At 40.9% G+C, this 19,095-nt stretch carries 19 protein-coding genes; 7 read left to right on the top strand and 12 right to left on the bottom strand.

The genetic code is table 11. The features are described from left to right. Nucleotides 1–158: 158 nt before the first annotated feature. From DX873_RS00645 to DX873_RS00670, 5 genes are all read right to left on the bottom strand, one after another. Nucleotides 159–431: a hypothetical protein gene (locus tag DX873_RS00645; RefSeq protein ID WP_232520823.1), complete on the bottom strand. Its 273-nt coding sequence runs from the start codon at nt 429–431 to the stop codon at nt 159–161. A gap of 102 nt (nt 432–533) precedes the next feature. Further along, complete coding sequence (locus DX873_RS00650) at nt 534–2,036, bottom strand: carboxypeptidase-like regulatory domain-containing protein (RefSeq protein WP_232520824.1); 1,503 nt, start codon at nt 2,034–2,036, stop codon at nt 534–536. A 394-nt stretch (nt 2,037–2,430) separates the two neighbouring features. After that, nucleotides 2,431–3,855 (bottom strand): SDR family oxidoreductase, encoded by a 1,425-nt coding sequence (locus tag DX873_RS00660; protein ID WP_116182609.1) that lies wholly within the window; start codon nt 3,853–3,855, stop codon nt 2,431–2,433. Then, on the bottom strand, nt 3,852–4,370 hold the full coding sequence (locus tag DX873_RS00665; RefSeq protein ID WP_116182610.1) for a DUF1648 domain-containing protein: 519 nt from the start codon (nt 4,368–4,370) through the stop codon (nt 3,852–3,854). Before DX873_RS00665 ends, DX873_RS00660 begins: the two co-directional genes overlap by 4 nt. Continuing rightward, the gene (locus DX873_RS00670) at nt 4,367–4,792 is read right to left on the bottom strand and encodes a hypothetical protein (protein ID WP_116182611.1); all 426 of its coding nucleotides are present in this window, start codon (nt 4,790–4,792) and stop codon (nt 4,367–4,369) included. The genes DX873_RS00665 and DX873_RS00670 overlap by 4 nt, the downstream gene beginning before the upstream one ends. A 104-nt stretch (nt 4,793–4,896) precedes the next feature. Between DX873_RS00670 and argS the strand changes: the two genes are divergently transcribed. Further along, on the top strand, nt 4,897–6,675 hold the full coding sequence (gene argS / locus DX873_RS00675; protein ID WP_116182612.1) for an arginine--tRNA ligase: 1,779 nt from the start codon (nt 4,897–4,899) through the stop codon (nt 6,673–6,675). Nucleotides 6,676–6,758: 83 nt separating this feature from the next. Next, complete coding sequence (locus DX873_RS00680) at nt 6,759–7,517, top strand: PI-PLC domain-containing protein (protein WP_181899408.1); 759 nt, start codon at nt 6,759–6,761, stop codon at nt 7,515–7,517. Here DX873_RS00680 and DX873_RS00685 read toward each other — a convergent pair. From DX873_RS00685 to DX873_RS00695, 3 genes are all read right to left on the bottom strand, one after another. Then, on the bottom strand, nt 7,501–10,068 hold the full coding sequence (locus tag DX873_RS00685; RefSeq protein ID WP_116182614.1) for a TonB-dependent receptor: 2,568 nt from the start codon (nt 10,066–10,068) through the stop codon (nt 7,501–7,503). The two genes, DX873_RS00680 and DX873_RS00685, sit on opposite strands and share 17 nt — an antisense overlap. After that, a complete protein-coding gene (locus tag DX873_RS00690; protein ID WP_116182615.1) occupies nt 10,046–10,960 on the bottom strand; it encodes a FecR family protein in 915 nt (304 codons plus the stop codon). The genes DX873_RS00685 and DX873_RS00690 overlap by 23 nt, the downstream gene beginning before the upstream one ends. Before the next feature lie 144 nt (nt 10,961–11,104). Beyond that, nucleotides 11,105–11,602: an RNA polymerase sigma factor gene (locus DX873_RS00695; RefSeq protein WP_116182616.1), complete on the bottom strand. Its 498-nt coding sequence runs from the start codon at nt 11,600–11,602 to the stop codon at nt 11,105–11,107. A 114-nt stretch (nt 11,603–11,716) separates the two neighbouring features. On the opposite strand from DX873_RS00695, the gene DX873_RS00700 reads away from it, so the two are divergent. From DX873_RS00700 to folD, 3 genes are all read left to right on the top strand, one after another. Next, a complete protein-coding gene (locus DX873_RS00700) occupies nt 11,717–13,477 on the top strand; it encodes a hypothetical protein (protein ID WP_116182617.1) in 1,761 nt (586 codons plus the stop codon). A gap of 102 nt (nt 13,478–13,579) precedes the next feature. Beyond that, nucleotides 13,580–14,908, top strand: a complete 1,329-nt coding sequence (ffh, locus tag DX873_RS00705) for a signal recognition particle protein (protein WP_116182618.1) — start codon at nt 13,580–13,582, stop codon at nt 14,906–14,908. Nucleotides 14,909–14,939: 31 nt separating this feature from the next. Beyond that, a complete protein-coding gene (folD, locus tag DX873_RS00710; protein WP_116182619.1) occupies nt 14,940–15,818 on the top strand; it encodes a bifunctional methylenetetrahydrofolate dehydrogenase/methenyltetrahydrofolate cyclohydrolase FolD in 879 nt (292 codons plus the stop codon). Between the two features lie 10 nt (nt 15,819–15,828). Here folD and DX873_RS18785 read toward each other — a convergent pair whose 3' ends face one another. Then, a complete protein-coding gene (locus tag DX873_RS18785; RefSeq protein ID WP_181899409.1) occupies nt 15,829–15,975 on the bottom strand; it encodes a hypothetical protein in 147 nt (48 codons plus the stop codon). A gap of 119 nt (nt 15,976–16,094) precedes the next feature. Here DX873_RS18785 and DX873_RS00715 point away from each other — a divergent pair, with 119 nt between their 5' ends. After that, a complete protein-coding gene (locus tag DX873_RS00715; RefSeq protein WP_116182620.1) occupies nt 16,095–16,721 on the top strand; it encodes a DUF2306 domain-containing protein in 627 nt (208 codons plus the stop codon). Nucleotides 16,722–16,724: 3 nt separating this feature from the next. Here DX873_RS00715 and DX873_RS00720 read toward each other — a convergent pair whose 3' ends face one another. Beyond that, entirely contained in the window at nt 16,725–17,147 is a 423-nt protein-coding gene (locus DX873_RS00720; protein WP_116182621.1) for a VOC family protein, read from the bottom strand. A gap of 34 nt (nt 17,148–17,181) precedes the next feature. Continuing rightward, a complete protein-coding gene (locus DX873_RS00725) occupies nt 17,182–18,021 on the bottom strand; it encodes an alpha/beta hydrolase (protein WP_116182622.1) in 840 nt (279 codons plus the stop codon). Nucleotides 18,022–18,118: 97 nt separating this feature from the next. On the opposite strand from DX873_RS00725, the gene DX873_RS00730 reads away from it, so the two are divergent. Further along, nucleotides 18,119–18,541, top strand: a complete 423-nt coding sequence (locus DX873_RS00730) for a winged helix-turn-helix transcriptional regulator (RefSeq protein WP_116182623.1) — start codon at nt 18,119–18,121, stop codon at nt 18,539–18,541. Nucleotides 18,542–18,545: 4 nt separating this feature from the next. Here the strand turns inward: DX873_RS00730 and DX873_RS00735 are convergent, their stop codons facing one another. Further along, entirely contained in the window at nt 18,546–19,094 is a 549-nt protein-coding gene (locus DX873_RS00735; RefSeq protein WP_116182624.1) for a hypothetical protein, read from the bottom strand. Between the last annotated feature and the right edge of the window lies 1 nt (nt 19,095).

A 19,095-nucleotide genomic window follows, 5' to 3' on the forward strand; every position in this document is an offset into this window, starting at 1 on the left:
TACCGAACTTGTTTTAGCATCTCAAAGTGGTGGGATGAGATTCCGTGTCAAGCACGGAATGACCTTTTCCTGTCATTTATAACCCAGTCTTGAATGAAATGAAAGAGCTGCGGGAAATCTACAGATTAGAAGAGATTTCTCAATCAATGCTATGCATCTCATTTCGAAATGACAATAGCACATTGTTTATTGCTCCTCAACCCAACCACAACATCCCTTAACGCACTGGCCACTTGTTGTACCTCCCTTTGGGAGAAGGTGTCTTCCTCCAAAAAAAACAACATAAAAATGCCTAACTCTAGAATTTGAGCCAACTCTTCCGGGGAGCCGTAAGCATCTTCAATCCATTCCTTTAAAACTTCTGCTTCCATATTGGGGGCAAGAAAAGTTATTAATGCCAGATATTTCATGCCATATATGGCAAGATGCATAAAAGAAGAATATATGTCACTTCGAGCGCAGTCGAGAAATCTTGTGAAGTACATTGCCCAAATAGGTCTCGACTGCGCTCGACCTGACATTTGTACTGGATTTTACTCCTCCGCAACCGTGAACTCCCTTATGGCCTGGTTGGGTTCCATAATGGTATGGCCCTGCCAAAACTCGGGGTTATAGCGGGGCATATATGTAGCCTGTACGCTTTTGTCCTCTTTGTAGTCGGTAAACTGCGGTTCTTGGATCAGGCTGTTTTCAAAGACCACAAGTTCCCATTTGTTGGTGTGGCCCATCCTAAAATCTATGTTCAGAAGCAGTTCATTCTGCTTACGGCGGCCCTTTACATGTTTGTTCTTTTCCACCACCTTTAAGGGACGGTCCACAGCAAAGTATTGTCCAAAGCTATAGTCCATAAACTGCAGTTCGTACTTTTTGTTGAGTAGTTGGGCAAAACGCATAGTGCCCTTGTAGAGCACTTCGCGGTAGGTAATGCCCAGCAGCCTAAAGTTGCGCAGACGGTTCACGTTTTCAAAATCTAATCGCATTATGGCAAAGTCCTCTATATTTATATAGAGGCGACCCTTAAAATCGGCACTACTTCGCCTAGGTGTAAAGTCAATAACATACACGCCCTGGTCCGCAATATCGGCATAGCCCACAAGCTCAAAGTGATATTTTCGGGTCTTTTCAATAAGGTCCAGTTTGCTGTCCTCTTTATGATAGAGCTCTTTGAGCAGTTCTTTGAAAATATAACGTTGGGAGTCCAGGAGCCCGGAAATGGTATCCTTTTCCAATTCGTTTTGTACAGTTTCGGCCTGTTCTTCTTCCATGTCGGACAAAATAGAGTCCACCTGCACCTTTTGGCTAAAAATCCCGGATTTGATCTTTAGATAAGAATCTGATTTAATGTTTTCCTTGAAAATGGCCTCCATACGGGAGCCCAAGTCCTCGAAGGAGGCAATCTCACTCTTGTCGTACAAATCGGCAGCTTTGAGGATGTTCAGTTTGTATTTACCATTGTTTTGATATAGGTCGCCCAAACTTTCGGTATAGTGGTGGTTATTTCTAGGGATGGAAGCGGCTATGCTGTCCATGAGTTCTTTGTTGAGCTCCTTGATGGATGATCTCTCAAAACCAAAATCTACCTTGTGGATGTTGCCAAGTTCTGCCTTCCGAAGGAAGAAACGTTGCTTTACCGCATCTTTGTTGATGTTCTGGGGTAGACGCTCTTTCACTTTTTCAATGATTTCGTCCACAGTGAGTTCTTTATCGAACAAATATACCCCACTGAGTTCAATGGCCTTGGGCTTAAGCAGTATCACATTGTCCTGTAATTGCTCCAAGGTGAATCCTTTTTTGGCATAGCCCATGGAAGAGATGTAAATGGAATCCAAAGCGGTCATGCGTTCATCAATAATAAAACTAAAAAGACCTTCCTCGTTGGAGATAACCCCTTGGTGCTCCCCATATTGGATAGTGGCATAGGGAATGCCCTTTTGGGTCTTGGCATCCACCAATTTGGAACTTACAGTTTGAGCAATAAGTGGAACGGTGATAAAAAGGGAGAGACAAAAAGTAATCAATGGTCTGATCATGGACATGGTTTCGTTTTTTGAATACCTCGTGCGCTTGCTACGAGGTAGTAGCCTAAAGACAACCCAACCCTAAAAGGGTTGCATGTGTTTAAGACGAATTTTAGTGGAATTTGTAACAAACATTGTTCCGATTTTTTGTGAATCGTCATGCTGAACTTGTTTCAGCATCTCCAAAAGAGTTTGAGATTCCGTGTCAGTGAATGCAATAAAGAAGTTATTGGAAATTCCTCTTTTTAAGGTTTTGACACGAATTCTTCCAACTGGTCCCAATGGCTTTGTCATTTCGAACGAATGTGAGAAATCTACAGATTAGAAGAGAGTTCTCAATCAATGCTTCCCATTTCATTTCGAAATGACAAGTTTATCGTGTTCCACAGATTTCTATGGATATTCAGAGTAGTTATGCTCTTGCCAATTTTTTGATCATTCCTCCAAATATGAAATAATGAAAGGGAAGTACACTGTACCAGTACAACCTTCCCCTAAGGCCTCGAGGCCGGAACGTGGCAGTTTGATGTAATTGTCCTTTATCATCAATTTTAAACTCGAGCCATGCCTCACCTGGAGTGCGCATTTCTGCAAATAGGAGCAGACGTTTTCCTTTTTTATCGGCCAATAGTACCCGCCAGAAGTCGAGTGCATCCCCCGGAAAAATTTTGTCTGGATGGGTACGTCCACGCCGTAGACCAGGGCCTCCATTAAGTTTGTCCATAAAACCACGAATTTTCCAAAGCCAATTGGCGTAATACCAGCCAGATTCGCCCCCAATACGCCAAATCTTATCAAGTACGGCCTGTTCGTTTTCAATGGAAATTGACTGTTTATCCTGAAGCACCCCATATTTGGGCACTTGAATATACTTTTCCAGATCTTTTCTGATTTGTCCACTCGCAATACTATCTTTCCAGCTACTTACCACCAGGTTCTGTTCTATTTTTTTGAAAGCCATTGCAATGGCCTGTTCGTAGGAATGGGTTTTTACTCCCAGCAGCTTTTCGAGACGGTTGTCCTTGGCCACCACTTCCATTTTCATGCTGTCCACTAAGTTTACTGCCAGTTTGTAGGAGGTTGAAGTAACAAAATAGAGCCAATATGAAGAGAGTTTTGGGGTCATGATGGGAACGGTCAAAATCCAATTTTTAAATCCACGAACCTTGGCGTATCCCTTGAGCATGCCTTTGTAAGTAAGCACATCTGGTCCTCCAATATCAAAAGATTGCCCGTAGGTGGCCGAATTGCCCAAAACACTGGTCAAAAAATGAATAACGTCTCTTATGGCAATCGGTTGGGTTCTGGTCAACACCCATTTTGGAGTAATCATTACGGGTAGTTTTTCGCATAGATCTCGAATAATTTCAAAAGAAGAGCTTCCTGAACCCACAATAATGCCCGCTCTTAAAACTGTAACATCAAAAGAACCTTGATAAAGAATGTCCTCAACATTCTTCCGGGAACTTAGATGTTTGGACAATTTTTTATCATTGACAATACCACTGAGGTAAATGACCTGTTTTACATTGGTTTTTGAGAGTAGGGAATTGAAGTTTTGTGCAGCCAAGGCTTCTTTTTCATCAAAATCCCCAATGGAGGTGGTCATGGAATGGATTAGGTAGTAGGCTGCATCAATATCGGAGGGAATTTGAGTGTTTTCCACATCCTCAAGAAAATCCACTTCCACTACTTCAATTTTGGAGCGGGTCAACGCATCCACGGATAGGCGTTTCTCATCCCGGACGGCACAGATAATCTCATGGCCCAATTCCAAAAGTTGGGGCAACAAACGCATGCCGATATAGCCGTTGGCTCCGGTAAGGAGGATTTTCATGAATTGCGAAGGGTATACATTTTATAGATAAAATAAAATGGGATAAGTCCATTCAAAGCCCATAGACCGATAAGTAATTGTACATCTACCGTATCCACCATTTCTTTTATTTGAAGCAAGATGACGAAGGTGGTAATCAGAAATGCGATAACAAAACACAGGTTCATGACCGCTAACATCCGAAGGCCGGTTGCATAAAGTTTTGGAGCGTTTTTTTCGGTGACCTTTATGGGATAGTTCATATTGTACGGCTTCATTTTGGTAACCATAAAACCCATTCCAAAATATAGTGCAGCACTGATTACGGGTATGATCCACAAAGTGGACTTATGCCCATAACCATCTACTTCGCCCTTCCAATTAAAATGGGTGGGAATAGTCTCGGGCAAATCAAAATAAAAGTACAACACCAGCAATATGTTTATGGCCACGATAATCCATCCGGCCTTGATCAATTTTTTATCACTCTCGGTGGGTTTAACCTCTATCTTGGGCTGGTTCTTGAACAAACTCATAAATCTTCAATCGATGTGGGTGTATTGTCGGCCTTATAATCCAATAATTTTTTAAAGTACTTCTGCACGGCTTTGGTGTCAGACTTTACCTTGATGAAATAATGGTCTCTGTACAAAGTGTACTGGGCAAAATCGCCCTTATAGATGTTCAGTTTGTAATAGGGAATGATCAGGCCATAGGTCTCCAATAGGGAACGAAATCGAATAATAATGCCCTTGGGCCGCATCTCAATGTTGCAGGTGTTGAGGTTGTTGTCCAAAATAAGCAAATTCTGTATCTCAATACAGGTGTCGGTAATATGGAGTTTTGGAGACCCGATGCCTTTCATCTCCCATCGTTCTTTAAGCGTGAATGGTTTGCCAACCGTGTCATCAATCTTTTTGGTGATGTTCTTGTCGGAATAGGAGACATTCAGTAGCATCTTTAAAATTAATTAAAATTGTGGCTACCTATTGGTCCATGCTCTTGAAATTATGTTACAAACGGCTAAAAATACGTAGTTTTGCGGGCTGAAACGCTTTATAGATGAGTTTGCAGAACGAATTGACCGAGAAAGTCATTGCAGCCGTAAAAGAACTGTACCAAGTTGATTTGCCAACGGTGGAATTCCAGCCCACCCGAAAAGATTTTGAAGGGGATATCACCGTAGTGGTTTTTCCCATGTTACGCTTTGTAAAGGGGAATCCGGTAGAAATAGGGACGCAAATCGGAACTTATTTACAGGAACATGTGGATGAGGTTTCCAAGTTCAATGTGGTCAAGGGTTTTTTGAATGTGGTTATTGCCGATGACTATTATCTCAACTTTTTCAATACCATTCGGAACGAGGTCAATTTTGGGTATACCAAAACGGTATCAGATGATGCAGTAATGGTGGAATACTCATCACCCAATACCAACAAACCGTTGCACTTGGGGCATATACGGAACAATTTATTGGGGTATTCGGTTTCGGAAATCTTAAAAGCCTCCGGGAAAAAGGTATACAAGACCCAAATTATCAATGATCGGGGCATCCATATTTGTAAAAGTATGTTGGCCTGGGAAAAATTTGGAAAGGGAGAAACTCCAGAAACTTCCGGATTAAAGGGAGACCATTTGGTTGGGAAGTATTATGTGGCTTTTGATAAGGCCTACAAAGAGCAAATTGCTGAATTTGTGGCTGGTGGAGTGCCAAAGGACCAGGCTGAAAAAGAAGCGCCAATTTTATTGGAAGCCCAAGAAATGCTCCGAAAGTGGGAAGCGGGCCATGCAGAGACCGTAGCTTTATGGAAAATGATGAACGGTTGGGTGTACGAGGGCTTTGATATCACCTATAAAAATTTGGGGGTCGATTTTGATACGCTCTACTACGAAAGTGATACCTATCTGCTCGGTCGAGATGTGGTAAAGGATGGCTTGGATAAGGGAGTCTTCTTTAAAAAAGAAGACGGAAGTGTTTGGATCGATCTAACGGATGAAGGCCTGGACGAGAAGATTGTACTCCGTGCTGACGGAACAGCAGTTTACATGACCCAGGATATAGGTACTGCCATTCAACGGGTGACGGATTTCCCAGACATTAATGGGATGGTCTATACGGTGGGGAATGAGCAGGATTACCATTTTAGGGTGTTGTTCTTGATTTTGAAAAAATTGGGATATACATGGGCGGAACAGTTGTATCATTTGAGCTATGGAATGGTGGATTTGCCCAGTGGAAAGATGAAGAGTAGGGAAGGAACTGTGGTGGATGCCGACGATTTGATCAAAAGCATGGAAAATACCGCTGAAGAGATTTCTAGGGAACTTGGTAAGTTGGATGGCTATTCTGAAGAGGAGAAACAACAGCTGTACCGAACTATTGGGCTTGGTGCCTTAAAATATTATATTTTAAAAGTGGATCCCAAAAAGCGGATTTTGTTCAATCCGGAGGAGTCCGTTGATTTTCAAGGAAATACAGGTCCATTTATCCAGTATACCTATGCAAGGATTCAATCCATACTTCGCAAAGCGGATTTTGATGTCTCTGCTGCACTTGATGCTGCATTTGGCCTCCATGAGAAGGAAAAAGAGCTGTTAAAACTCATCCAGCTTTTCCCGGAAACGGTTCAATTAGCTGCGGAAAACTACAGCCCGGCCCTTATTGCCAATTATACTTATGATTTGGTGAAGGAATTCAACTCGTTTTATCAACAGGTATCCATTTTGGGCGAACCCGATGCCCAGAAGAAGCTTTTCAGGGTGCAATTGTCCAAAAAGGTTGGGGAAGTCATTCAATCCGCATTCAAGCTTTTGGGGATTGAGGTACCTGAACGAATGTAGGTTTGTGAGATTTATTGGTCTTAGGCCTAGTTCCAGTTTTTAGCGATAATTTTGTTGTGGAACGTTGATAAAATATGCGGCAAATGACCAAGGTTAAACTAGTTTTTATAATGTGTTTTGTAGGGTTTTTATCGATTAAAGCCCAAGAAGAGATAAAAATCCACTCCCATAACGATTACCATCAGCGGATACCTTTTTGGGATGCATTTACCTCGGGTGCCAAATCCATTGAGGCAGATATCATCCTAAAGGATGGGGAATTGTTTGTGGCGCATGAAGAGAAGAGTATAGCACTTGGCCAAACTTTGGAGCCCATGTATCTTTTACCCTTACAAAGGGCCAAACAGCTTTACGGAGAGGAACAATTGGAGTTTCAGTTAATGTTGGACGTCAAAACTGATGCCTATAAAACACTGGATGCCATTGTGATGCTTCTGGATCAATATCTCCGCTATTTAAAACCCTACAACCAAACCGGCGTTTCCATCGTCATTTCGGGCAATCGACCAAAGGAGGTAGATTATGACAACTACCCAGAACATATCCAATTTGATTGTCAGAATATTTTAACGATGCCACAGGACAAATGGGACAAGGTTGCCATGATCAGCATCAATTTCAAAAAACTCTCTAATTGGAACGGGGAGGGTGAACCAAAAAATCTGGAAAAGGTTAAAGAGTTTATCGATTCTGCCAAAAAGTTTGGCAAGCCAATCCGTTTTTGGGGAACCCCTGACACAGAAGGTTCTTGGAAAACTTTAATTGATTTGGGGATTGACTTTATTGGTACGGACGATCCGTTAGCTGCCAACTCTTTTATAAAAACTAAAAACTCACCCTAAAGCTTACATTAGGGGTAAGGCCAAGAGAAATACTCTCCACGGTTTCAATTTCGTCATCTTCGTTAACGCGGTAGTATTTGTTTAAGCTGTTCTTTCTGTTGGTCATGTTGATCAAAGAAATTCCGGCATTGGCTTTTACACCGCGACTGAGATTGAATTTGTAAATGGCAGAGGCATCCGCACGGAAATAATCATCCAATCGACTGCTGTTGGGAGATTTGTAGTTTATCCTTGTGGGAAAGACCGAAGTATCCAAGCCTTCGTCGCCATCCAATGGCTCTGTAAAGGGTTTTCCCGTGCGGTAATTGATTCCCAAACTCAGTTTTAGATTCTTATAATTATAGGTTCCGGCAAAGGTGATGGTATGTCTAATATCCAGATTATTGGGAAAACTGTTGGGTACTATGGAATCAAAATTGTAATCATTCTTATTGTAAGTGTAGCTCAACCAAGTACTGTAGTTGTCTCCTCTTTTATTGATTAAAAACTCCAATCCCTTTACATCATAGCTGCCAATTTCTCCATTGAACTGATTTTGGTTTTGAAAACCTTGGGTACGAGTACTTATTCCGTCCACATTTTTATAAAAACCTTCTAGCCCTAAGTAAAAGTTGTTCTTTTCATAGTTGAAACCGACGGAGCCTTGTTTACTCTTGGTAATAGGAAGGTTATTGTCATCGGATAAGGTCCAACGGCGTTTCTCTATGCCCAGGAAGTTCTGTTCCAAGTCTATGACCTGATTGGTGGTCTGACTTTTGAATTCCCCTAAAAACTCCATCCTAAGGTAATTGGCCAATTTAAAATTGAGGTTTATACGAGGTTCAACCAATAATTCTGAAAAGGTATTCAGGTTTTCCACAAAATTGACGCGTGCGCCAGCCATGGCAATGAATTTGTTTTCCTGGGAATGAAAATTGATTCCGGAGTATGGGGCGTGAATTCGGATTACCCCTTTGGTATTGGTATCAAAACTAGGTAGGGTTACAAAGGCCCTGTTTACAATACCAGTTTCAATGTATTGGAATCCGTTGGCCCATTCCAATTGCTCAGAAAGTTCATACTGAGAGTGCAATTTCACCGCTCTTTCATCCACAATGTTCTTTTGGTCCAACTGCTGCACTTGATTGCTAAAAATACTTTGGGCATCCAAATTGTATCGGGAATAGTACACGTTTAGATGTGTGGAAAGCCTATCTGTCCATTGGCTCTGTAACTGTCCCCCAACTGAAAGATTGGTCTGATCTAAAATACTATTAGTGGTTTCAAGGGTCTCTGTATTGGTCTCAACATAATCAAGACTGTTCGCTATAGTAATAAAGTTCAACCTCAACTTGTGGAAATCATTGATGTCGTAAAGTAGTTTTCCGGTAAAATCGTAAAAGAAGAAATTTTCCTCTCGGTCGATATCATCGTCAACAGAAACATTATTTTGATTGGTGACTTCACTATCCTGAAAGGCCCGGTCAAAAAACTGGTTGTAGGTTGGGGTGTTCAAAAAATCGGTAGATGAACGCCTTGCTGAAAACTGAAATCCAATTTTATGGGTAATGGGGATTTGACCGTAGAGATCACCACTTATCAAATTAAGACCGGCCCCGCCAGAGAAATAATCGGGGATTTCATTGTTGGTCTCCATTTGGATTACACTGCTAACACCATCACCAAAAGCTGGGGGAGTACCGTTTTTAATTACAGTTACTTTATCCGTTAAATAAGGATTGAAGGCAGATATCAATCCAAAGAAATGACCAGATTGATACATTTTTATGCCATTCCAAAGAATAAGGTTTTGGTCATTGGTACCTCCTCGCACATTGATGTCAGACACGGTTTCATCAATACTTTTAATACCCGGAAGAGCTTGTACCGTTTGTAGGATATCGGGTTCAATGAGTCCTGGAAGAATACCGAAATCGGCAGTGTTCAAAGTGATACTGGCATCTGTTTCCTTGATGATGCCTGTTGTAAGGAATTGGTAAACGATTACCTCGTTCAATTGTTCATAGTGTTGCGCCAAAAGAATTTTAGGACATCCACCTTGTTTGAGCAAATCTTCAACGTTGATATATTTGGTCAGATAGCCCAAATATCTAATTTTTAAAGAGGCATCTCTTGGAACATCAGTAAGTCTAAACGAACCATTGGATTCAGTTATCTGCGCTACGTTGGAGCCCAAGACCTCTATTGTTGCTCCCGAAACCGTGTTTTCTGCAAAATTATCAAGTACACTCCCACATAAGGTTATAAGAGTACTTTTGGTGATTGCATAGTAGCGATCGTTGAGTTTTTCCGTTTCTAATTGGAATTGGGTCTCTATGTAATTGAGGATATCATCAAGGTTTACCAAATTATTTGGTACGTTCACGGAAATATCCTCCAAATCTTCATTGAGGTATGAAAATTTAATATTGAACGTGTTCTCTAAGTCCTTGATGTAGGAAACCAAAGGCGTAGCCGATTTCTGTTCTTCCTGAGCCAGAACGGGACAGAAAACTAGCAACAGAAATACTGAAGAAAGACCTATAAAGCTATTGCGTAGCGTTTCCAGCATAGAAAAGCACATTATCACCCTCTTTTTTATAACGAATTTTAGATGGGGTGCTTATACTTTTTAACGCCATATTTAGGTCTGTGTTGCTAAAAGTACCTGTAAAAAGTAAATCTGTGTTTACATTTTCGGTTTTTACGTTAATGTTGTATTGTCTTTCCAATTCTGAAAGCACATAACCCAGAGGAATGCTCTCAAAGCTACTTTCGTTGTTCATCCAGGTAGGCTGTGCAGTGCTGAGCTTTGTAGAATTGGCGATTTTACCATTTACGACCACAAATGAACTGCCCGCAGGAAGTTTGGTCTCCGTGTTGTTGTGGGTTACACTGACCAGACCTTCGTAACAAGTCACTTCAAAGAATCCTTCTCTGTTCTCCACATTGAATTGGGTCCCTAAAACGGTAACTGTTCCATGGTCTGTAGATACTGTGAACTTTTTTCCTTTGGCCACTTTAAAGAAAGCCTCACCTTCTAAGGAAACATTACGTTTTGTATCCCAGTCCTTTTTACTGAAGGATACCTTTGTGCCAGCGTTAAGGAAAATCTCGGAATTATCCGGTAGTGTTACTTCTGAGTGTTCTGCAAATCCTGTGATTACCGATTCGTCGAGAGTGCTTACATAGAAATAAGAACCAGCAAGCAATACGGCAATAACAGCAGCTACCCTCAAAAACTTCTTGAAAGGGTTAAGGGTAATAACCTTGGGAGCTTTGCCAATGTGGTCTTCCTTCAGGGTTTGAAGGGCACTGTCCACATTAAACTCAGGAGCCTTCAACGTACCTGAAACCTCCTTTAGCTTTTGGTATGAAGCATATTCGTCGGACTTTTTAAATTCCGCAAGTTCAGCTTCTGAAAGTTCTCCGCTAAGCCATTTTGCCAAGTAATTTTCTTGCATGATTTCTATGCTTTACAACTTTATAACAATCAATCTAAATAAAACCCTACTTTTCAATTAACAGTTTTCAGTTATCAATAAATAGTTGTAGGTCGTTTCCCGTTTGATATTTCCTCTTGATAATTGTCAATTGTTCATTGAATATCATATCCCATCAATTTGCTCCCTTAAAGATTTTAGGGCCAAATGCATTCGCTTTTCTATGGCCTTTACACTTACTCCTTCCATTTCTGCAATTTCCGCATATTTTTTTCCATCTATCCTGTTCAACAAAAAAGTGGTTCTTTGGTTTTCAGGCAATGCATTTAGTGCTCGGTCTAATTTTTCCTGATATTCTTTTTCTTCCATCAAGAACTCGGGGGACTCATTGGTACGGTCATTGGCCCCTTTGGCATATTTTAATCTGACCTTTTCGGCCTTGATTACATTAAGGTATAGATTGTTGGCCACAGTATATACATAAGACTTTGCCTTTTCAGGGGTAACCTTGGCGCAATTCTCCCAAAGTTTTACAAAAGCTTCCTGAACGGCATCATGGGCTTTTTCCTCATTACCAAACTTATAATATATATAGTTGAATATCGTTTTGGAATTGGCCTTAAAGATGGAACTGAAGATTTGATCTTCACAGACATTGTTCATGTGGGCTGGATTGTTCTATTTCAAAGATATTTTAAAAAAAATTAAGATAAAGTAGGGTTTTCTTTAAGAGAGTTGTTTTAAGAATGAATTTTAACCCCATAATCCAAATTCGTTATGAAAAAGTTATTGAATAGCCTGTTGTACGTCAGCTTGGTTACTTTGGCATTGAATTTTACCGCATGCCAATCAGAGTTTGAAGAAATCAACGGCAGTAACGACCAAGAAACTATTAAAGCTAATTCTTCTACGGCTGCATTGATTGAAAAAACATCTTCCAATGATGGTTCTTATGATAATATCGTTGATGGAGCGAGCTGTTTTGCAGTTCAGTTCCCTTATACGGTTGAAGTCAATGGAATTGAAATCACCATAGATTCTAGAGAAGATCTAGACACCATAGAAGATATTTTTGATGAGTTGGATGACGATGAAGATATCCTTGATATCCTTTTTCCAATCACCATCACTCTGGCCGATTTCACAGAAATTGTAATTGAGAACAAAGAGCAGTTACTAGAAATGGCCGAAGATTGCCTTGAAGGAGGAGATGATGACGATATAGAATGTATCGATTTTGTATACCCTATCACAGTTTACACGTTTGATATCAACGAGCAACAAACAGGTGAGGTAAAAATTGAAAGCGATGAGCAGTTGAGAAAATTCTTTGATGAATTGGAAGACGATGACCTTATCAGCTTGGATTTCCCGTTGACCTTGAAAAAGTATGACGGTACAGAAGTTGTTGTAAACAGCAATGCCGAATTGGCCATGGCCCTTGAAGGTGCAAAAGATGAGTGTGATGAAGATGATGACGATGACTACAACGACGATGACTTTGATGAAGAAAGATTTGATTTTTGTTTGACCGAATGCCCATGGGAAGTTCGTGAAGTTGTTCGTGACAATGTTAACAACACTGACCAGTATTTGGAATATATAATGGTCTTTTCCGAAGATGGGGGAGTTACCGTCAAGGACAGGGAAGGAAATATCCTTAACGGAACATGGAGCTCTAGTTTTACTGATCATGGTCCGCTATTGACCTTGGAGTTTGATACCTTGGTTGACTTTAACCTAGAGTGGCTGGTTTATGAAATTGGTGACCATACCATAAAACTATATGCTGAAAACGGTAACAAAATAATCCTTAAGCAACTTTGCGAAGATGATGATGAAGTTGACCCAAATACGTTGAGAGAAATTCTTAAAGAGTGTGAGTGGATCATCAAAAAAGTGAAGAACCAAGGAGAAGAGATTGAAAGACTTATAGGATATGAGTTCAAGTTCTTGCCAGAAGGTGTAGTTACCCTAAGTAACGGAATCATTACTTCTGAAGGTACTTGGGAGATAGGAATGAACGATAATATGGTGTTATCCTTGATGATAACCATGGGCGATGAACCTGGAGTAAGCTTTGAATGGCCGCTTAGACATTTGGATGATAATAGGTTGAAATTTGAAGTAGAAGAAATAGATTATGAGCTTATTCTATTGAGAGTTTGTGATGATAGTGCCAACGATGGAGATGTGCCGGAAATCAGAAATATTATGATGGGTGGACCATGGAACGTGGCCCTATACCAAGAAGGTGAAGTAGATATGACCGATGAGTTTAACAATATGGACTTTAACTTCTCCACAATGCACCAAGTTGAGGTGTCTGTGAACGATGACCCAATCATCGCAGGTCTTTGGAGAATATTGAGGGACTCGGACGAAGGTCTTAAGTTCTATCTAAACTTTGACAGTGAAGACATCTTTGGAGAATTGACCGAGGATTGGAAAATCGTTGAGGTCTCAGCTTCAAGAATTGAGTTGAGGGACGAGAGCGATGACGGATCTCTTGAAATCTTGGTCTTCGAAAAACCATAAAGTTTTCCCCAATTTTTTTATGAAAAGGACGGCTCTCCCCAAAGCCGTCCTTTTCCTTTTATTATTATTAAATTTGTCTTCTTTTAAAATGAAGGGAGAACCATGTTCGATAACCTAAGTGATAAGCTGGATAAAGCACTCCATGTCCTAAAGGGCCATGGACAGATAACAGAGATAAACGTAGCCGAAACCCTTAAGGAAGTAAGGAGGGCGTTACTAGATGCGGATGTCAACTTTAAGATAGCCAAAGAGTTTACCAATAAGGTAAAAGAAAAGGCGCTGGGCGAGAACGTACTCACCACATTGCAGCCGGGCCAACTCATGGTCAAGATTGTAAAGGATGAGCTTACCCAGTTAATGGGTGGAGATGCAGAGGAGATTGACCTTTCGGGAAATCCATCTGTCATTTTAATGTCCGGGCTACAAGGTTCTGGTAAAACCACTTTTTCGGGAAAGCTTGCCAACTACCTCCAAAGCAAAAAAAGTAAAAAGCCCCTTTTAGTGGCGTGTGATGTATACCGTCCTGCGGCCATTGACCAATTGCACATAGTAGGGGAGCAGATAGGGGCAGAGGTCTATTCCGATAGGGAGAACAATGATCCCGTGGCCATTGCCAAGGCAGGGGTAAAACATGCCAAGGAAATTGGTGCTAATGTGGTCATTATAGATACCGCAGGTCGTTTGGCGGTAGATGAACAAATGATGACGGAGATTGCCAATATCCATAAGGCAATAACGCCTAATGAGACCCTTTTCGTGGTAGATTCCATGACGGGACAAGATGCTGTCAATACTGCCAAGGCCTTCAATGATATTTTAAATTTTGATGGGGTTATCCTCACCAAATTGGATGGTGATACGCGTGGTGGTGCGGCCATCTCCATCAAGTCCGTGGTGGACAAGCCCATCAAGTTCATCGGAACAGGGGAAAAAATGGAAGCCATAGACGTTTTCTACCCCTCCAGAATGGCAGATAGGATTTTGGGAATGGGAGATGTTGTCTCCTTGGTGGAGCGCGCCCAAGAGCAATTTGATGAGGAGCAGGCGCGAAAAATCCAGAAAAAGATTGCCAAAAACCGATTTGGATTTGATGATTTCCTGACTCAAATACAGCAAATCAAGAAGATGGGGAACATGAAGGATCTTATGGGCATGATTCCTGGTGCAGGGAAAGCTCTAAAAGGTCTGGATATAGATGATGATGCCTTTAAACATATTGAGGCCATAATCCACTCCATGACCCCGGACGAACGTTCCAATCCATCAAAATTGAATGCGAGCCGCAAAAAACGCATAGCTGCGGGCAGTGGTACATCCATTCAAGAAGTCAACCAGTTGTTGAAACAGTTTCAGCAAATGAGCAAAATGATGAAGATGATGCAAGGCGGTGGTGGCAAAAAGATGATGCAGATGATGCAGAACATGAGATAACCCTTAACCAATAGACCAACAAGACCAACCTATGGAGATTCTGGATGGAAGAAAGATATCGAACCAAATAAAAGAAGAAATTACCGTTGAAGTGGCCCAAATGAAGGATCGAGGCGAAAAAGTTCCTCATTTGGCAGCTGTTTTGGTTGGAAATGATGGAGCTAGCCTGACCTATGTGGGAAGTAAGGTTCGTTCCTGTAAAAAGATTGGATTTGAATCTACTCTTATTCATCTTCCAGAGGAAACAACAGAGGAAGAACTGTTGAAACATGTAGAAACACTCAATACCGATTCAGATATAGATGGCTATATTGTGCAGTTGCCACTTCCCAAACATATTGATGAACAGAAGATATTATTGTCAATTGACCCCAATAAAGATGTAGATGGATTTCATCCTGCCAATTTTGGAAAAATGGCCTTGGATATGGAATCTTTCATTCCAGCAACCCCTTTTGGCATCATGGAACTGTTGAAGCGTTATGATGTGGACACCGAAGGAAAACATACCGTGGTAATAGGCAGAAGCCATATTGTTGGAAGACCTATTAGCATTTTGATGAGTCAAAAAGGAAAGGCTGCCAATGCCACGGTCACCTTGACTCATAGTAGGACAAAAAACATTGAATCGTTCACAAAAAATGCGGATATCATTGTTTCTGCTCTTGGGGTTCCAAAATTTTTGAAAGAAGATATGGTCAAAGATGGGGTTGTGGTCATTGATGTGGGCATTACCAGAGTACCAGACCAATCCCGCGAAAAAGGATACTACATAACCGGTGACGTAGACTTTGAAAATGTAAGTAAAAAAGCATCTTACATTACTCCCGTTCCTGGAGGTGTGGGTCCCATGACCATAGCTATGTTGCTAAAAAATACCTTACTGGCCAGGGAAAGGCACCTCAAATAATTAATGGCACTTAGCTTTTCTTTCCTACCTCTGAGGTAATTTGTTGCTCATCTTCCGGAGTAAGAAAATCAAAATCGGTTTCCTCTTCATCATTGGTACAACCAGATAGGGCCATAGAAGAAAAGAGTACGGTAATAACTAGTAGGATACTTTTCATGACGCTGCGATTTGGGAGGCAGTAATGCCAATATTGTACATTTCATAACGATTTAAGATTCTTATTCTTGCATTGTACACCAAATATTCGATAACTTACTTCTCTGAAAATCATTACTTATGCCTGGAAGAGTTACCAACAAAGTGGTATGGATAGTATTTGCATTTTTAGCCATTAGTATAGGGCTTTATCCACTCGCGTATCTTTTTGTTTCCAGTGAATTTGGTCTTTTAACCAGTAAGACAGCAGAACTTCTTTCAAATACAGTTTGGCGGCTAGGTTTTTACGGGCATATTGCTTTTGGGGGATTGGCTTTGCTAACGGGTTGGTCGCAGTTTAGTAAGAGAATCAGGGCAAAAAATCTCAATCTGCACCGTAATTTGGGCAAAATATATACGGTCTCTGTGTTAATCAGTGGAATATGTGGAGTATATATTGGTTTTTTTGCCACGGGAGGAACAATAGCTTCGCTAGGATTTATTCTCTTGGGAATAGTATGGCTGTATACCACCATTAGGGCTTATGCAGCAATAAAAAACAAGGACCTTTCCTTGCATCAAGGTATGATGATTTATAGTTACGCAGCTTGCTTTGCAGCGGTTATGCTTCGTATTTGGTTGCCGCTGTTGACATTGGCCATTGGTGAGTTTTTAACAGCATACAGGATCGTGGCATGGTTATGCTGGGTTCCAAACCTTGTTTTTGCCCATTTTTGGGTCAGAAAAAAGGGTTTTACTATAGGCTGATTCCTATTTGGCAAACAATTGCCCCATATCTTTGAAGGCCTTAAACTCCAGGGCATTTCCTGCCGGATCTAAGAAAAACATGGTGGTTTGCTCCCCAACTTCACCTTTAAAACGGATGTAGGGTTCAATGATGAAGTTTATCCCCTTCTCTTGGAGTTTTTTGGAAAAGGATTCAAATTGATCCCAGGGCAGTACAACGCCATAATGGGGTACAGGTACGTTTTTGCCATCTACGGGATTGGTATGAAGCTCCTCATCTGACTTTGGTTTGTAATGGATTACCAATTGATGGCCAAACAAATTGAAATCGACCCAATGGTCGCTGCTACGGCCTTCTTCACAACCTAGAATATCCCTATAAAAGACTCTACAGTCATCCAGATTGTGGACAGGAATGGCCACATGAAAAGGGGTAATATTTTGCATGATGGAATTTTATCGAAAATTAGGAAATTCTTCGCTAAGCTTCCAAAAAGGCAATGATTTGCTCGTTCACCTCATCTTGATGCATGGAATGACCCAACCCCTGGGTGCTGACCAGTTGGCTGTCCTTCCAGTTTTTATTGACTTTTTCAGAGGCATGGTAAGGAGCAATTGCATCCAATCTGTCATGAAAGAGCAATCCCTTTCGTGAATTGGACTTTGCAAATTTTGATGTGGAAAATTCGCGAATGCGGAATCCGAACCTATTCAAGATATAGTCATCCAAAGCTTTCATTACCCTATTGTTGAAACGTAACAGGTCTTGATAGTGCTCCATGATTTCATGAAATTCAGAAGGTGCACCGATAATGACCATTTTTTCCACTTCGGGGTTTGGATTTTTGTATTCATGGTACATTAGGGTCATACCCCCCACAGAATGCCCAACCAGATATTTGGGACTGTATTTTTTTACCATGTGGTTAACAGCTTCTTCATACAAGGGTACATAAAGGAGTTTTCCTGTTGAATGACCATGGGCAGGAGCATCAAAAGCAACTACATTGAAGTCTGCATCAACCAATTTTTTAATGAGGTTTCTCCAACGGAACGTATTGCTCTCCCAACCATGCACCAATAGCACAGTTCCGTTGTTGCCCTTCCAGTGATAGGATTGTAATTGATGGTTGTCAATATACTCAACACTATGCTTTGCTTTTTCAAGATAACCGGCCTGTTGTGGCAAAATCCGTCCTTTTCTAACCGTGCAGAACAGGTTAAAGGCCTTATGAGCCGCTTTTTTTGGGGAAAACAGGGTGTAGAGGTTAAAAAACTGGCCATAGGCCAACGGAAGTATCTTGATGAGTAGTTTTTTCATTTGGTTACTTTTTGTAACTTACTCTTTAATTGAAACTAAAATTAAAGATTCATTTTCAAACAAAAAAGAAGTCACCTACCTCAAACCAAGTATAAAAATGGAAACTGTAGCTGAAAATCAGAATGTTAGGAATGCAAAAAAATTGGAAAAAATGTTTGGGCATATTGATTTTAAGCATCCTCCTGAACTTTGTCCCGTCCGAGATGTAATGTCCGTAGCCTCCGATCAATGGAGTATTCTTATTATTCTATGGTTGGGGTACTTTCCGGTGTTGCGTTTCAACAAGCTCAAAAAGTATGTTTATGGCATTTCCAATAAAGTGTTGAGCCAAAGATTAAAAGTACTTGAGGCTGATGGGTATATCAGCCGTAAGGCATACCCCGAAGTTCCTATTCGGGTAGAATATAGGCTTACAGATTTTGGACAGACTTATGTGGAAAAGTTATTGGAACTTACGGAATGGATGCAGACCAATAGTCCCAAGGTTTTGGCCAACCGTGAAAAATATGGGTTGATTTAATTTCTTATTCCCAACCAACCATTAAGTATTTTATTTTGGCCGTACCGGGTATCTGAACCGCTTCAATATTGGAAGTGGTATACCGCAAATTCGAGGGCAGTTCTTCTTTATCAATGGTGAAATAAAGGTTACTTGACTTCGGAAAAATCACCACACTGTTCAAGGTGGTCACAATCTTTTTAATGGAGTAGCTCTGCTGAATATCTTGAAATGTACTACTGAGCCCAATTCCTTTTGATGTACTGTACCGAGCATCAAAAATCCTGATGTTTTCAACCGTTGGGATACTATCGGAATTTGTGGTGAGGGTCATTAAGTGTTTTCCGCCTTTTTCAAAAACTTTGACTTTTTTGGAGATTTCTCCAATAGTTATGGCACCCGTGTCCTTAACAATGGAGTCCTGGACAAAAATAGATTCCAATTCTGATACGGAGCTAGTTTTTAATAAAGGTCCTACGCTACTTTCTGTAATTAGAAATGTTGTGTCCTTTTCACAGGATTGTAACCAGGAAATGGAGCAGGCTAGGACAAGAATAAGGAATGTTTTTTTCATG

Source organism: Flagellimonas nanhaiensis (genome assembly GCF_003382275.1).
GTDB classification, from domain to species: Bacteria; Bacteroidota; Bacteroidia; order Flavobacteriales; family Flavobacteriaceae; genus Flagellimonas; species Flagellimonas nanhaiensis.